This window comes from Pseudohalocynthiibacter sp. F2068 (assembly GCF_023015645.1).
Lineage (GTDB): Bacteria > Pseudomonadota > Alphaproteobacteria > Rhodobacterales > Rhodobacteraceae > Pseudohalocynthiibacter > Pseudohalocynthiibacter aestuariivivens.
In genome coordinates, this window is sequence record NZ_JALKAK010000010.1 from 81,101 (window position 1) to 95,569 (window position 14,469).

Genomic DNA, 14,469 nt, shown 5'->3' on the forward strand with positions numbered 1-14,469 from the left:
CTTCCTAGCTTCCTCTGCACCCCCAACAGGCCCATAAATTCACTATGAGCCTGTTCTTGCTTATGCTTATTGCTGCTCGGGCACCAGAATTTCACGTTTTCCCACGTGGTTTGCTGCTGACACGAGCCCTTGGTCTTCCATTTGTTCGACAAGGCGCGCAGCCTTATTATAACCAATGGCCAGTTTGCGCTGGATGTAACTCGTCGAACACTTGCGATCCTTGATCACAATTGCAACAGCGGTGTCATAAAGCGCATCTTCTGCGTCACCATTTCCGCTAAGACCCAGCACAAGATCGATGCTGCTTTCGGTGCCCTCGTCAGGGCCATCGACAACACCATTCATATATTCTGGCGGGCCAAAGGTTTTGAGGTAGTTCACAATTTCCTCAACCTCTTCGTCCGAACAGAATGGACCGTGAATACGCGTGATCTTTGCACCACCCGCCATGTAAAGCATGTCACCCATGCCAAGCAGTTGTTCGGCACCCTGCTCGCCCAAAATGGTGCGACTATCGATTTTGCTCGTCACCTGAAACGAAATTCTTGTTGGGAAGTTCGCTTTGATTGTACCGGTAATCACATCAACGGACGGACGCTGTGTCGCCATGATCAGGTGAATGCCCGAGGCCCGCGCCATCTGCGCAAGACGCTGAATGCAGGCCTCGATTTCCTTGCCAGCCACCATCATCAGATCGGCCATCTCGTCCACGATCACCACAATGTAGGGGATGGTTTCGGGTGCGAATTCTTCGCTCTCGAAAATTGGCTCTCCGGTATCGTCGTCAAATCCGGTTTGAACCGTGCGATTAAACATCTCGTTCCGCGCCAGCGCGTCACGCACCCGGCCATTGAATCCTTCGATGTTGCGCACTCCCATTTTTGACATTTTGCGATAGCGTTCTTCCATTTCACCCACGACCCATTTCAGGGCAACCACGGCCTTTTTCGGGTCGGTCACAACAGGTGATAACAAATGTGGAATGCCATCATAGACTGACAGTTCCAGCATTTTCGGATCAATCATGATCATCCGGCATTCTTCGGGTGAAAGCTTGTAAAGCAAGCTTAGGATCATGGTGTTAATCGCAACGGATTTACCTGAACCGGTGGTCCCGGCAATCAGCAAATGCGGCATTTTAGCAAGGTTCGCAACGATTGGATCACCGCCAATATCCTTGCCCAGCGCCAGCGGCAGACGCATGTTGCTGTCACCAAAATCACGTGCAGACAATATTTCGCGTAAAACCACTTTCTCACGGTTCACGTTTGGCAGTTCGATACCAATCACGCTTCGGCCTGGGACTGTCGAAACTCGCGCAGACAACGCCGACATGGAACGTGCGATATCGTCTGCCAGACCAATCACGCGGCTGGCTTTAAGGCCTGGTGCTGGTTCAAGTTCATACATCGTAACAACCGGACCGGGACGTACAGAAACGATTTCACCTTTGACACCATAGTCATCAAGCACGCTTTCCAGCATCCGGGCGTTTTCTTCCAACGCCTCGTCTGACAGGTGATGGCGCTCTACGATAACTGGGTTTGTCAGCAAAGATAGCGGGGGTGTCTCATACGCCGCGTGACTTTCTTCAAACTGCAAATTTGGCTGCGCTTCGGCACGGGCCTTGCGGGAAGGCTGGACAGCTTTTTTTGGTGCGTGCTGCACGACGGAACGCGGCGGTGCCGTTGGAATTTTTATTGGATCTTCCAACACATAGCTTTGCACTTCCATTTCATCCGCCATTTCAGCCGCGCCGTGCTGAAATTGATTTTGTGCTTGAACTGGTGGCTCTGTGCTAAGCACCAAAGGTTGTGGGCCGCGCCCACGTGTCAATTGCGGCTCTGACCGGTCAACTTGCAAAATTGGGTTTTGGCGCAAACGTGCCTTGATCACGTCAGCGATTTTTTCCTTGATACGTTCTTCGCCACCTTCTGCGTCAGGTGTATACTCTAACGGTTCTGGCTCTACCAATTCTGGTTCGGGTGTTGACCGCCGCTTCATAAGCGCTGCAATCAATCCGGGCTTTGACTTTGGTTCGTAGGCGGGTTCTTCAAACTGTTCACCTAAAGGTGCTGGCGCTGTCACCAGCGGCTCAGCACGCAAAACCTGGGCTCTTGCCGAAACGCCAACAGTATGCAGGGCGGCATTGGCAACGGCTTCGTCGTTCGCAACCCGCGCATCGTCAAGGCGGGCCTGACGCGCTTCTTTGAAATGTTGCACCGCGCGAACGGTGCCAACAACACCTTTGGCCACAAGCCGCAAAAGCATTGCATATGTCATGACCAGACCAACGAGCAGGAAGCGCCCAAAACGCTTTAGTTCGGGCAGGGTGAAACCCATTACGAATAAAAGCATCGAAACGGCTGCAATGCCCATGAAGAAGGACAGAATTTTCAAACCAAAGGTAGCTGTGACAGGGGCTACACCCAATACTGCGCCCAAAACCGTATCACCAAACAGCCCACCCAGACCAAAACTATGAGTCCATTCAGAGGCCGGCACATGTGTCGACGCATAAACAGAGGCAAGCGCGATTGCGATCGGCGCAAAAATCAGCCGGTTCAGCGCCCATTCTTCCCCGTGATGCGTAATAAACCGTAGCCCCCAGGTCAATGAAACGGCGGCAATGCCCCAACTGCCCCACCCAACGATGACGTAAAGCGGCGAAGCAATAGACGCTCCGAAACGACCGAGCCAGTTTTTCGCAGGCTCATCCGTTGCGGAAAGCCAGCTCGGGTCTTCAGGCACATAAGACAAAAGCATCAGCACAACCATCACACCAAGCAGTATCAGGCCAACGCCCAACAGTTCCTTGCCGCGTCGTTCTAGGGCAGCCTGTGTATCGCTGTCCAAAAGGCGCTCTCTTTGTCTTATCTGATAGCTTGCCATTCTTTACCTGTCCTTACCCGTAGAGGCAGTCACGTAGCTGCGTCAGCCCGTGCTGCATTTTTTGTATTGGGGCCACCATGGCGACACGGATGTAGCCCTGACCCGGATTATAATTGTTAACTGTACGGCTCAAATACGCACCAGGAAGCACCCTGACCCCGGTTTCTTTCCAAAGTTTAAGCGCCGCCTCTTCACCGTCATCCACCTGAAGCCAAAGGAAAAAGCCAGCCTCAGGTGCGAAATAATTCTTAACACCTTTAAAAATTTTGTCAGCAACCGCGAACTTAGCCTGATACAGTGCGCGGTTCTCAGCAACATGTTCTTCATCCGCCCAAAGCTTTTCTGCTGCGCGTTGAAGTGGCAGTGGAAGCGGAGCACCGGCATAAGCCCGAAGTTGTTTGATAAGGCGAATACTTTCTGGCCCACCCGCAACAAACCCGGATCGTAAACCCGGTAGGTTTGAACGTTTCGAAAGAGAGTGAAAGATCAAAACCCTTTCAGGGTCAGCACCAAGTTCACTTGCTACTTGCAACGCACCCGTTGGCGGAGTTTTGCGATAAATCTCGGAGTAACATTCATCAGCAAAAATTTGGAAATCATGTTTTTCAGCCAATGAAATAAGTTCTGCCCAGTACGAACGGCTTGCCACTGCGCCCTGCGGGTTCGCCGGCGAGCAGATATAGGCAATTGCCGTCCGCTCAAGCACGTCCTCGGGCAAACCGGCGTAGTCGGGCAAGTAGCCGTTTTCCGCAATGGCAGGCACAAAAACAGGCTCTGCACCGACAGAAAGCGCCGCGACCGCATAAACCTGATAAAACGGGTTCGGGATAAGAAATACCGGTTGCTTCCCGCCCTTGGTTTCCGGGCACAACGCCATCGCGGCATTGTACAAACCCTCACGCGTGCCATTCAGCGCCATGATCTGGCGATCAAGCGCGACTGAAACACCGTAACGGCGGCTGATCCAACCTGCGATCGCGTTAAGCAATTCCGGCGAGCCATCATTCGGTGGGTATTTCCTGAATTCATGGGCATTTTCAGCGATGACATCGCCCACCCACTCTGGAAAATCATGCTGCGGCTCTCCGATACTCATATGCAAAACGTCACCGCCGGGCGCATGCGCGTCCAACAGGTTCCGCAATCGCGGGAATGCGTATTCTGGCAGGTTCGAAAACCGCTCTGGAGCTATCATTTTTGCCTCAAACATCGGGATCATTTCGCCCCGTTTGAAAGAAGGATACAAAGATGAACGCTGCTGGTCCAGAAAAACGCCGCAAAATTATGTGCTTGGGTCTATCCTATGTGGCATTTAAGCCAGCGCCGCCTCTGCAGCAGCACCTACGCGCAACAGCCGTTCTTCAGAATTGGGCGGGGTCAGGAACATTATTCCGACCGAAGGCACACCAGTTGGAAGCGTGATACCTGCCACCCCCATTAGGTTGCCAATCCGTGTGTTGCGTAACGCGAGCAGGTTTTCAGTGACATAGTAACCATGATCGCTTTGCAATCTTTCAGCATTCGGTGGCATTATTGGCGAAGTTGGCAGGATGACAGCATCATAACCTGCTGTTTTTGCGAAATATACTTCGCGCAGCGCCATCATCTTTTCACGAGCCTGTAAATATTCGACGCCGGAAAAACTGCCGCCCGCACGGAAACGTTCCAGTATTTCGTCAAACATCAATGTTGGATTCGCTTCGATAACGTCGCGCCACTCTGCGTAGGCTTCCGTCGTGAACAGAACTGCGGACAAAGCCAGTGCCTCTGCCACTTCTGGAATCTCGGCATGATCAATCTCTGCTCCGGCGGCACTAAGTTTGTTGACCGCGCCTTCAAACCCTTCGGCGACTTTTTCACGCAGATCGTCCATTGCTGCGGTTTTTAGTATCATGAGGCGTGTACCCTTAAGGCTCGCACCAGTCAGATCAGCTGCTTTTCCACCTTCCAGTGCGGCCAGCATCAGCGCCGCATCTTCGACAGAACGACACAGTGGCCCAACAGTATCGAAAGTTTTACAAAGCGGAACAACACCATCTGACGACACACGGCCAGCCGTGGTCTTTAAACCCACCAGATCATTCCAAGCCGCAGGTATCCTGACTGATCCACCCGTATCAGAGCCAATTCCACAAGGGGCCAAGCCAAATGCGACAGAGGCTGCCGCCCCTGAAGACGAGCCACCGGAAACGGCCTGCTCATCGTTCACACAGGGCGACGAGGCCGTGACTGGGTTGAGACCCAGACCTGAAAACGCGAGCTCGGACATATGCGTTTTTCCAAGGCAGACAAGACCTGCTGCGGTTGCGTTTCGCAGCACCTCGGCATCAATCTCTGGGACGCGGCCCTTAAGCAGGGCAGAGCCCGCTTCGGTCGCAACGCCCGCTGTGTCAAAAAGGTCTTTCCAGGAAACAGGAACGCCGTCGAGCGGGCCCAGCCGAAAACCCATTTTTGCACGCCCTGATGCTGCTTTCGCTTCGGCAAGCGCGCGTTCCTCTGTTAGGCGGGCATAGATACGGTCAGTCATCGGATGCGCATTAACCGCATCAAGATATGTCTGCGTCAGCGCAACCGGATCAATTTCACCCGCGCCAATCCCACGGCCAAGTTCCGCTGCCGTCATTCTAAGCCAATCATTGGACATATCGCCGCCTCCCTGTTTGTGCAGACGGTAGCGGCACCGAAGCGCATGGACAATCCCACATCGCTGACCATATTGAGGGGCATGACCTATGACTCGGATATTTTGATCGTTGGTGGTGGGCTGAACGGCCCGGCGCTGGCGCTGGCGCTGGCGGATGCGGGGTTTTCTGTCACGGTAATTGATGCGCAGCCCGCAGGTGCGCGGGCAGATGCGGGGTTTGACGGGCGGGGGTATGCGCTGGCGATTGCGTCGCAGCGGTTGCTTTCGGCAATTGGAGTCTGGGCAGGTGTTTCTGCGAATGCACAACCAATTCTGGAAATCAAGATCACCGATGGCCGCGCTGGCGAAGGGCCAAGCCCCTGGATGCTGCATTTCGATCATGCTGAAATCGAAGAAGGCCCAATGGGGTTCATGCTGGAAGACCGGTTCCTCTATGCGGCCTTCTTAAAGGCGATGGAAGCCCACCCAGGGATCACGCATGTGCCGGGTGAAACTGTTATAAATCAAGAAGTTGATGGCTCCAGAGTGTCGGTTTCCCTCGCCAGCGGCAGGCAACTGAAAGGCCGCCTTATCGTTGGTTCTGACGGGCGAAAAAGTGGCACTGCAGAACGTGCTGGCATCAAACGCACCGGCAAAGACTATGGCCAAACCGCATTGGTTTGCGCGATTGAGCATGAACTGCCACACCACGGTATTGCGCATCAGTTTTTTATGCCCCCCGGACCGCTCGCGATTTTACCACTACCGGGCAACAAAGTGTCGATTGTCTGGAGCGAAACACACGAAGCCGCAGCACGCATTCAGGCGCTAAGCGATGACGAATATCTGGAGGTTCTGAAGCCGCGCTTTGGCAGCTTCCTCGGTAAATTTTCCCTTGCGGGTCAACGCTTTACCTACCCTCTGAACCTGACGCTTGCGGATAGTTTTGTGGCCCCCAGACTGGCGCTGATCGGGGATGCGGCGCATGGGGTGCATCCGATTGCGGGGCAAGGGCTGAACCTTGGATTGCGGGATGTCGGGGCTCTGGCGGAAGTGCTGATCGAGGCGCGCAGACGCGGTGAAGATTTCGGCGCGGTGGACGTACTGGACCGCTACCAGCAATGGCGGCGTTGGGATACAGCAACATTGGTGGCCGCGACAGACAGCATTAACAGACTGTTTTCAAACGATAATGCATTCCTGAGATTCGCCCGCGATCTGGGGCTTGGCGCGGTGAACGCAATGCCCGGATTGCGGCGCACGTTTATCCGAGAGGCCGCCGGACTTACCGGGGACCTGCCAAAGCTTTTACAGGGACGTCAGGTTTAACGATGCGTTAGGATTCGGCCCGAACTTTAAAGAGTTTAACGGTCAAAAAAGCCCGATTTGCAAAACTTGCAAGTTTTCCAGACCGCAAAATGCTTGTTTCAACCGCCTGTATTTGCAGCCACAAGCGCGCGATAGAGCCCCTGAAGTTTTGCCGTCACCGGCCCAATGCCCGAATGGGTGCCAATCGGTTTTCCATCAATTTCAGCGACAGGCGTTTGTGCGCCAAAGGTGCCGGTCAAAAACGCCTCGTCCGCACCGTAAGCCTCAAACAGGGAATAATTCTTTTCAAAAACCAGAATGTCATTTGCACGGCACAGGTCGATCACCTTTTGCCGGGTGACGCCATTCATGCAGTAGTCCCCGGTCGAGGTCCAAACCTCGCCCTTGCGGACGATGAAAAAATTGCAGGCGTTGGTGGTGTTCACAAACCCATGCGGGTCCAACATCAACCCTTCGTCCGCGCCAGCCTGTTCAGCCTGAAGACAGGCGATCACGCAATTGAGCTTAGAATGGGAATTGTATTTCGCGTCCTGCGACATTGGCAGGCCACGCACCTGCGGAACGGTGGCAAGACGAATGCCTTTGGCCTGCAGGCTGGTTGCGGGTTTTGAATGTTCCATGATGATCACGACGGTCGGGCCGGTGCGTGACAGGCTGGGGTGCTGAAACGGTTTCACCTTCACCCCGCGCGTCACCATCAGGCGGCAATGCACATCGTGGGTCATGTTGTTTGCAGCAGCCGTTTGGGTCAGCGCGTCCAGAACCCCTGCCCTGTTCATCCCGATGTCGAGCGATACCGCTTTGCAACTGTCAAACAACCGATCCATATGTTCATCGAAAAACGCCCATGTGCCGTTGTAAAGGCGCATCCCTTCCCACATGCCATCGCCCAGCATAAAGCCTGAATCGTAAACGGAAACCTTCGCTTCATCCCGGTGGAGAATTTCACCGTTCACATAAATCTTGATGTCACGGTTGCGCGCGTCTTCTTCGGCGTCATGGGTGGTATGGTTGTCGTCGGTCATGGTGGTCTTTTCTGTTCGGTATTGGGTACTGCTGGCAGGTAAGTCTTAGCCAGTTTGTTGCGTTGTCACCAGTTTATTCAGCGCGAGCCTTCTACTGCTGAACTGCGTTGATTAGTTGCACAATTTATGATTGTTATCGCCAGCAGATGATACTCCAAAAATTGTTGGGTTGGTAGATGGTTTTAGATTTCATTGAAGTTGATGATGCGATCAAAAAACGGGATTTAGAGCAAATCGAGCTTCTGTTAAAAGACGATATTTTTCTGAAAGCAATCGGCATAAACGCCCAACAAATGGAAAAACCTGAGTATTTCTCGGTATTAACAGATGTGAAGAAAGCTCATGAAATGATGACATCTCAGGAGATCTGGGATTTGCCAGAACCCTGGCCTTTTCAATACTTCGTTGGAGTTGTGGAAGATGAAGCTGGCAGACTCAAGTATGAGAATGGTTTAGTAAACGAGGAAAGGCTTCGCCTTGGCAGGGTTTTTAGATCGAAATTCGATGACTTCAGTCGAAACTTTTTTGAAATTGTGAGTGATTCATTTCGTCGGAACGAGGTGCGGAGTTTCCTAGCTAGTACTCTTGAAGGCGTGGTGGTTGATGAACAAAATTTTCAGGAAATAATTAACGTTTTTTTTAATGAAATCCACAACTACATTTCTCGTATAATTGAAGGAATTTGCTACGCAGGTATGGATCAATCACCTTTGTTTAAACAAATGTACAAAGCCTTTTTAACCGGCGGTATTCCTTGTGGATGGATTGGTCCTTTACCGGAAGATGGGGGTGAGCCGTCGGAATGTCTTCAAATCTTGCACTTTGGTGGTGCATTACATTGAAATTATTAAAGAAAAATCCGCAAACGTAAGCTTTTCAAATATTCTCTGACTAGAGGTCTGTCGGAACTCACAATTTCTTGTGAATCGTACGCATCTTCAAACCCACTCACCGCAGCCCGGTTTCTTCCAGCATGCCACGGCGTTTGGCCTCATAGTAATAGCCGCGTGCGTACCAGCTTACTGCTGTGTCATAGTCGCCGTCTGACAACAGCCATGCGCCGCGCAGGTATTTGACACCCCAGCGCAGGTTTGTTTCGGCGTCCATCAATCCTTCGTCCGTGCCCTCATATCCGATTCCCCGCGCGGTTTGCGGCAAAATCTGCATAAGACCGTAATAGGGGCCATTCCGGGCCGCTGGGTTGTGGGTGCTTTCGCGAATGACAACCCGGTGCACAAGATCGACAGGCACATCGTAGATCGCAGCGTATTTTTCGATGAGCGCGCGCAACTCTGGCGTTTCGTTCGGATAGAGCGGCGTTGCGGAACGGGACGCAACACCCACATCAGAGGGTTGGCTACTGCCACACGCTGCAAGACCCCCAAGAATAAGGGCAAGGACGGTACGGCGGGGAAAGTTTTGCATTGGATGCTCCGATAGGTTTTTCAAATTGTTAGCGTGCCAGCGAAGCGTGGGGAAGTGGCCGCAGCCCGGTAAGCGGGGGTTTGCCAGTTATTCTTTTTCAAAACTTTTTGCGGTGACAACGTCAATCGAGCTTGCGCGCCTCATCCACCAGCATCACAGGAATGCCGTTGCGGATGGGAAAGGCAAGCCGCGCGGCCTTGGACACCAGTTCCTGCTTTTCCGCGTCATAGCTAAGCACGCTATGGGTTTTGGGGCAGACCAGTGCTTCCAGCATTTTGCGGTCAAACTCTCCTTCGTGGCTCATTGCATAACCTCGTCAGAAGTACCGCCCAAAAGGGAAAATTCAATCAAAGTTACCAGCGTTTTACGACGGGCTGTCAGTGTCTGGGCCTCTAGCAATGCTTGTTTGTCTTCGGGGTCAAACGGGCAAAGCATCGAAAGTGCGTTGATCAGCATCTCGTCCTCGGCATCTTTCAGGCTTTCCCAGTCTGTCGAAAGCTCTTGTGTCTCGAGATAGCGGCGCAACACCGGAAGGAAACGCGTGCGATCAAACCCTTCGTCATGGTCATTGCGATGCAGATCATGGGTGTATTCACCCCACTCAACATCGGCACGACGATACGGGGTGAAGCCCGAAAGCTCTTTCCCAATGCGGAAACGTGCGATGCCCGTAAGGGTGACCATGTAACGGCCGTCTTCGGTTTCTGTGAAGGACGTGACGCGCCCCGCACAGCCAATTTCGTGCAGGCGTGGGTCTTCGCCGGTACCGATCGGCTGGGTCAGCCCGATCAGGCGATGTGGCGTCTTGAGCGTGTCTTCAATCATCGCGAGGTAGCGCGGCTCAAAAATATGCAGCGGCAGGCGCGCCCGCGGCAGCACGATGGCCCCGGGTAGCGGGAAGATCGGCAGCGAGTCTGGCAGATCAGCGACTGAGAACATAGACACACCCTAGCTGGAAACAGCGTTTACGCAAAGATCATCGACGAGAGTTTTCTACGACCATTCAGCGCGATGGGGTCTTTTGGGGTCAGAGCATCAAAGATTGTGAAAAGCTGCGCCTTTGCGGCACCATCATTCCAGTCGCGGTCGCGGCGGAAAAGCTCCAGCAATTCCGCAACTGCCTCTTCGACCTCTCCGTTTGCATGGAGCGCGATGGCAAGGTCATAGCGGGCCTGCAGGTTCGTCTCGTCCGCAGCAACGGCAGCCCGTAACTCAGCGACTGGCCCAGCGTCTGCGGCCTGCTTGGCAAGCTCAAGCTGCGCATGGGCGGCTTCCAGTTCCGGGCTGGTCGAGATTTCCGCAGGCGCGCCATTCAGAATCGCCTCGGCCTGATCAAGGTCTTCAATAGCAACATGCGCACGGACAAGGCCGCCATAGGCCGCTGCGCTTTTTGGGTCTTCTTCCAAAATGGCGGCAAAGGTTTGCGCAGCATCAATGGCCGCGCCCTCTGCCAGCATTTCTTCGGCGGCGGCAATCGCCTCTTCCAAACCATCGTCGCCTGCAAGGTCGGCAGTGCGGTCGACAAAGGCCTGAATTTCAGAAGGCGGCAGTGCGCCCTGAAAGGCGTCTACGGGTTTGCCCTCCCAGAAGGCAAACACCGTTGGAATGGATTGCACCTGCAACTGGCCTGCAATCATCTGGTTCTGATCCACGTTGACCTTCACCATCTTTACCTTGCCCGCTGCGGCCGTGACGGCAGCCTCAAGCGCAGGGCCAAGCGTTTTGCAAGGGCCACACCAGGGCGCCCAGAAATCGACAATCACCGGGACGGTTTTGCTCATCTCGATCACATCGGCCATGAATGTGGCTTCAGATGTTTCCTTGATCAGGTCTTCTGCGGGGGCCGTGGCGGTATCGGAGCCAAATTCGATCATTCTTCGTCATTCCCTAAATGCGGTGGGCTTTGGCTGTTAGATGGCGCAAAGCGCGGGCCGGTTCAAGGGTTGGATGCGTTCATGGCTGTTTTGGCAAGGGCAGACAACCGGTCAACCCGGCTGGCAATACAAACAGCGCGCCCGCTTGATAGAGCGCGCGACCGAAATCAGTTGTTTCGCCCTGAAGAATCAGTGTCAGCGAGGTGCGCGACAGGATCGACGTGCCTTCGGGAACATGGTTCAGAAAATCTTCGGACGGAAAAAACACAACGGCCGCCGGGGCGGCATCAGAGAACACCATCACAAGCGCCATGACCGTGATCCAGCCAAGCAACACCAAAGCAAGCGCAAACAGCCACCTAATAGTCATGGATGTGTTCAAGGGTAAGACCATTGGCGGCAAGGTTGTTCAAGCTTTCAGCAAGATCAGGCAGTTTTACAAAAATCAAATGGCGGTAGTCGCCATAGCCCTGCCGTTCAAAGCTAAAGATTGCGCCGGGGGCCGTCGGGTTGTTCGACGTCGCGGTAAACAAGATGTCGTCATTTCCCGCTATTTCAACAATTTCACCACCAGAAGCCGCCAGAGCTGCAAGAATATTTGTGAAGGCACGATAGCGCGGTGTTTCGATTTCCAGTCCCTCGGGACGAGAGGCGATGACAGTCACGCCTTCGATGCCAGCCAGTTGCCCTTCGGTCAGGCCGGTCACAATACTGCGGATCGTCAACTCGTCCGGGCCAATATTCTCGACAGCCTGTGCTATCAGACCCGCATAGGCAGATTTCACCGCAAATTCGATACCAAGCGCTGCGCGGCGTTCCTTGTCACGTGGGCTTTGGCTATTCGCCGCTACAAGTTGCGCAGCGTCGCGGTCAAAATCCCATTGATGCCAGGGAACCTGCTGCAAAAACCTGGCGTAATCGGCTGCCTGCTGCGCAGAAAGCCTGTCGAGCGGGCTGTGCTCCGGGCCGCGTAATACGGCAAACATTCGGCCAATTGATTCCTCATAGGCCGCCTTAAAGGCCAGCTCGACAGAAAAACTTATACCAATGGTGTAAACCATCTGTTTTGTTTCCCAGGGAAAACCGCCGTGTGATGCGGATTGTTCCGAGACCGCGCAAAGCGAACTCCATAACCCCGTTACACTGCTGATGTAGCCAAAATCATGCGGGTCCCCCGTTGCGATTACTTTCGCATAGTCGTCATAGGCATGTACAATGTACCATTCCGGATAGGTCAACAAAGTTCTTGATTCAGGGCGGTGCTGGTCCGCTGGCAGGATTGGCTGATAATTTTCAGCAGATACCTCGCCACGGCACATCGTTTCGATATACCCGACAGGCGCCAACAGGATCAAAGCCAATATCAGCAGAAAACGCAGACTCCGCCCGATTAATTTTCCCAACAAACGCATTTAGTTCCGATCCAGTTTGTAGCCCGCAAAAAGGGCAAATCCACCCAACGCAATATGCGGCAGGTTTGCGAGAATCTTAAACCCAAATGGCAAATCAAGTATACCGTTGTTGAAAATCCCGAAATCAAGATAGCCCGAACCCGTCACAAGACCGAGTGCACCATCCCCAAGGTACAGGACACCGAACAGAACAAGGAACGTTCGACTGGCGCGATGCGATACAATGGCAGCAGCCAAAGCCCAAAGTGCGGAGGCGAGATGCAGACTGTCGTCAAAAATATCAAGTGCAAAGACACCAAATGCGAGACCCTGATCGTCCGTAAGGCCAGGAATGTAGTTAAGCGCAGCCGCACCGAGCAGGACAATAAAATAGCCGATGGCAATCTTGCGAAGCAGGGTCATAGGGCCTCCAGATAGGTATCCCATATGTTGTTGCTATAGCGCGCCATCGGATCGATTGCACGTTTAGCGATAGCGAACTCTGGCGCACGCGGGTAAGCGCGCAACAGTTGTGACGGAATAGCATGAAGGCGGTAGGGCAAATAGTAGGTTCCGCTAATGTCCGTTACCCGGTCAATCAAATTGCGCGTCATTCGGGCCATGTCGGCCTCTGCCCGTTCCGTCATTTCCTGACTGAACAACATAACCGCAGCAATGCGCGGCACCGGCGCATAGGACAAAAGGCTTTCAGCATCCGTATCGACATAGCGCAGCGTAATGTTCAGAAATTCCTGATAGGACGCGGGGATAACCTCCTGGCAGGTGGTAATAAATTCAGCAAACTGGTCAGGCGAAACGAAATACTCGTGCAGAATATCTGTGCGGTTCGGGTCCCGGTCATCCAGCGTTATAACAGGTTCGTTGATAAGATTGTTGCGGGTTGTGGAGCCCGCGAACATTGGGCCGACATCCGTCTCCGTCCACCAACGCGCGCGCTTTATCCGCTCGTTCCCAAGCTGTGCGCGAAAGATGGGCCGCGCTGCTTTGGACAGAAAGCCAGAGCCTGAGGCAGCAGGAAGGTCAGATTGATCCCCGGACGGGCGATAAGTGATCATAAGCGCGTCCTCAAAAAACCGCGCGCGATCAACATTCAGGCGCCCGTAAGCCATGTTTACATTTGGATCAGCGAGCGCTTCGGTAAAGCGCGTGCCAAACTCGCGGGCTGGAAATTCCTCAAAACTCGGGTCGAGCCGCAGGTTTGGAACCATATCAACGTCCATCTCTGTGATGGCCCCGGTTAAACCATATCCCCCCATCGTGAGATTGAAGAGATCGGCATTTTCGGATCGTGAACAGGTGACAAGTTCGCCATCTGCAAGCACCATTTTGAAGGCGCGTACGGTTGCCCCCATCGGGCCATGTGTCACGGGCCAGCCATGGGCATTCACGCAAAAGGTTGCGGCCACGCCGAAATCATTGTTGGATTGCATGACCTTGGGGGAAAATCCCAGCGGATCAAGCTGCGCAATCACCTGTGACCAGCGCCCCCCAGCGTGAACGCGGTAGGTACTTGCGGCGCTATCGGGCTCAAGAAACCCACTGTCATAGGTAATCGCATGTCCGTCGCGCGGGATTGCCTGACCGCCCATCGAATGACGCGCAGCGCTGATATTGACCGGGCGGTTTTCAGAAGCTGCTTCGCGTAATTCTGCACGAATAGCGTTAACAAGGGCTTCGCCCGGATCCTCCGACAGTATGATATGTTTGTGTATCGGGGTTTCGCTCAGCAGGCTCGCGTCGTTCAGCGTGTTTTCGCCCCCAGCAGGGATAAGTGATCTGGTTCCATCGAGGCTGGGGTTTTGCGCGGTGAAGTAACGGGTGCCTGCAACGCCAATTGCTGCACCTGTGCCAAGCAATAATGCGCGTCTTGTAAACCCTGCCATGCGGAC

14 protein-coding genes are annotated in these 14,469 nt (G+C 53.7%); 2 read left to right on the forward strand and 12 right to left on the reverse strand.

The features are described from left to right. Positions 1 to 66: 66 nt before the first annotated feature. From MWU63_RS12715 to MWU63_RS12725, 3 genes are all read right to left on the reverse strand, one after another. A complete protein-coding gene (locus tag MWU63_RS12715; protein WP_213890198.1) occupies positions 67 to 2,892 on the reverse strand; it encodes a DNA translocase FtsK in 2,826 nt (941 codons plus the stop codon). A 13-nt stretch (positions 2,893 to 2,905) separates the two neighbouring features. Beyond that, the gene (locus tag MWU63_RS12720; RefSeq protein WP_213890305.1) at positions 2,906 to 4,087 is read right to left on the reverse strand and encodes an aminotransferase class I/II-fold pyridoxal phosphate-dependent enzyme; all 1,182 of its coding nucleotides are present in this window, start codon (positions 4,085 to 4,087) and stop codon (positions 2,906 to 2,908) included. A 117-nt stretch (positions 4,088 to 4,204) separates the two neighbouring features. Then, on the reverse strand, positions 4,205 to 5,536 hold the full coding sequence (locus MWU63_RS12725; protein WP_213890199.1) for an amidase family protein: 1,332 nt from the start codon (positions 5,534 to 5,536) through the stop codon (positions 4,205 to 4,207). A 45-nt stretch (positions 5,537 to 5,581) separates the two neighbouring features. Between MWU63_RS12725 and MWU63_RS12730 the strand changes: the two genes are divergently transcribed. After that, positions 5,582 to 6,844 carry a UbiH/UbiF/VisC/COQ6 family ubiquinone biosynthesis hydroxylase gene (locus MWU63_RS12730; RefSeq protein WP_213890200.1) on the forward strand — a complete coding sequence of 421 codons (1,263 nt, stop codon included), beginning with the start codon at positions 5,582 to 5,584 and terminating at the stop codon, positions 6,842 to 6,844. Between the two features lie 98 nt (positions 6,845 to 6,942). Here MWU63_RS12730 and MWU63_RS12735 read toward each other — a convergent pair whose 3' ends face one another. Then, positions 6,943 to 7,869: an aminotransferase class IV gene (locus MWU63_RS12735; protein WP_247078105.1), complete on the reverse strand. Its 927-nt coding sequence runs from the start codon at positions 7,867 to 7,869 to the stop codon at positions 6,943 to 6,945. Positions 7,870 to 8,045: 176 nt separating this feature from the next. Here MWU63_RS12735 and MWU63_RS12740 point away from each other — a divergent pair, with 176 nt between their 5' ends. Further along, positions 8,046 to 8,711, forward strand: a complete 666-nt coding sequence (locus MWU63_RS12740; RefSeq protein ID WP_213890202.1) for a hypothetical protein — start codon at positions 8,046 to 8,048, stop codon at positions 8,709 to 8,711. 106 nt (positions 8,712 to 8,817) lie between these two features. Here the strand turns inward: MWU63_RS12740 and MWU63_RS12745 are convergent, their stop codons facing one another. From MWU63_RS12745 to MWU63_RS12780, 8 genes are all read right to left on the reverse strand, one after another. Continuing rightward, entirely contained in the window at positions 8,818 to 9,294 is a 477-nt protein-coding gene (locus MWU63_RS12745) for a lytic transglycosylase domain-containing protein (protein ID WP_213890203.1), read from the reverse strand. Positions 9,295 to 9,415: 121 nt separating this feature from the next. After that, complete coding sequence (locus MWU63_RS12750; RefSeq protein WP_213890204.1) at positions 9,416 to 9,598, reverse strand: Trm112 family protein; 183 nt, start codon at positions 9,596 to 9,598, stop codon at positions 9,416 to 9,418. Beyond that, positions 9,595 to 10,233: an LON peptidase substrate-binding domain-containing protein gene (locus MWU63_RS12755; RefSeq protein ID WP_213890205.1), complete on the reverse strand. Its 639-nt coding sequence runs from the start codon at positions 10,231 to 10,233 to the stop codon at positions 9,595 to 9,597. Before MWU63_RS12755 ends, MWU63_RS12750 begins: the two co-directional genes overlap by 4 nt. A gap of 26 nt (positions 10,234 to 10,259) precedes the next feature. Further along, positions 10,260 to 11,168, reverse strand: coding sequence for a thioredoxin (gene trxA / locus MWU63_RS12760; RefSeq protein ID WP_213890206.1), 909 nt, complete (start codon positions 11,166 to 11,168; stop codon positions 10,260 to 10,262). 79 nt (positions 11,169 to 11,247) lie between these two features. After that, positions 11,248 to 11,538: a hypothetical protein gene (locus tag MWU63_RS12765; RefSeq protein ID WP_213890207.1), complete on the reverse strand. Its 291-nt coding sequence runs from the start codon at positions 11,536 to 11,538 to the stop codon at positions 11,248 to 11,250. After that, the gene (locus tag MWU63_RS12770) at positions 11,528 to 12,580 is read right to left on the reverse strand and encodes a hypothetical protein (RefSeq protein WP_213890208.1); all 1,053 of its coding nucleotides are present in this window, start codon (positions 12,578 to 12,580) and stop codon (positions 11,528 to 11,530) included. Before MWU63_RS12770 ends, MWU63_RS12765 begins: the two co-directional genes overlap by 11 nt. Next, entirely contained in the window at positions 12,581 to 12,982 is a 402-nt protein-coding gene (locus tag MWU63_RS12775; protein WP_213890209.1) for a hypothetical protein, read from the reverse strand. Beyond that, positions 12,979 to 14,463 (reverse strand): FAD-binding oxidoreductase, encoded by a 1,485-nt coding sequence (locus MWU63_RS12780; RefSeq protein ID WP_213890210.1) that lies wholly within the window; start codon positions 14,461 to 14,463, stop codon positions 12,979 to 12,981. The genes MWU63_RS12775 and MWU63_RS12780 overlap by 4 nt, the downstream gene beginning before the upstream one ends. Between the last annotated feature and the right edge of the window lie 6 nt (positions 14,464 to 14,469).

What these genes read in the sequence shown, in the direction of transcription:
- MWU63_RS12770 (WP_213890208.1), bottom strand. Translation starts at nt 12,580, where the DNA reads ATGCGTTTGTTGGGAAAATTAATCGGGCGGAGTCTGCGTTTTCTGCTG.
- MWU63_RS12735 (WP_247078105.1), bottom strand. Translation starts at nt 7,869, where the DNA reads ATGACCGACGACAACCATACCACCCATGACGCCGAAGAAGACGCGCGC.
- MWU63_RS12780 (WP_213890210.1), bottom strand. Translation starts at nt 14,463, where the DNA reads ATGGCAGGGTTTACAAGACGCGCATTATTGCTTGGCACAGGTGCAGCA.
- MWU63_RS12720 (WP_213890305.1), bottom strand. Translation starts at nt 4,087, where the DNA reads ATGATAGCTCCAGAGCGGTTTTCGAACCTGCCAGAATACGCATTCCCG.
- trxA (WP_213890206.1), bottom strand. Translation starts at nt 11,168, where the DNA reads ATGATCGAATTTGGCTCCGATACCGCCACGGCCCCCGCAGAAGACCTG.
- MWU63_RS12775 (WP_213890209.1), bottom strand. Translation starts at nt 12,982, where the DNA reads ATGACCCTGCTTCGCAAGATTGCCATCGGCTATTTTATTGTCCTGCTC.
- MWU63_RS12745 (WP_213890203.1), bottom strand. Translation starts at nt 9,294, where the DNA reads ATGCAAAACTTTCCCCGCCGTACCGTCCTTGCCCTTATTCTTGGGGGT.
- MWU63_RS12725 (WP_213890199.1), bottom strand. Translation starts at nt 5,536, where the DNA reads ATGTCCAATGATTGGCTTAGAATGACGGCAGCGGAACTTGGCCGTGGG.
- MWU63_RS12750 (WP_213890204.1), bottom strand. Translation starts at nt 9,598, where the DNA reads ATGAGCCACGAAGGAGAGTTTGACCGCAAAATGCTGGAAGCACTGGTC.
- MWU63_RS12715 (WP_213890198.1), bottom strand. Translation starts at nt 2,892, where the DNA reads ATGGCAAGCTATCAGATAAGACAAAGAGAGCGCCTTTTGGACAGCGAT.
- MWU63_RS12730 (WP_213890200.1), top strand. Translation starts at nt 5,582, where the DNA reads ATGGACAATCCCACATCGCTGACCATATTGAGGGGCATGACCTATGAC.
- MWU63_RS12755 (WP_213890205.1), bottom strand. Translation starts at nt 10,233, where the DNA reads ATGTTCTCAGTCGCTGATCTGCCAGACTCGCTGCCGATCTTCCCGCTA.
- MWU63_RS12740 (WP_213890202.1), top strand. Translation starts at nt 8,046, where the DNA reads ATGGTTTTAGATTTCATTGAAGTTGATGATGCGATCAAAAAACGGGAT.
- MWU63_RS12765 (WP_213890207.1), bottom strand. Translation starts at nt 11,538, where the DNA reads ATGACTATTAGGTGGCTGTTTGCGCTTGCTTTGGTGTTGCTTGGCTGG.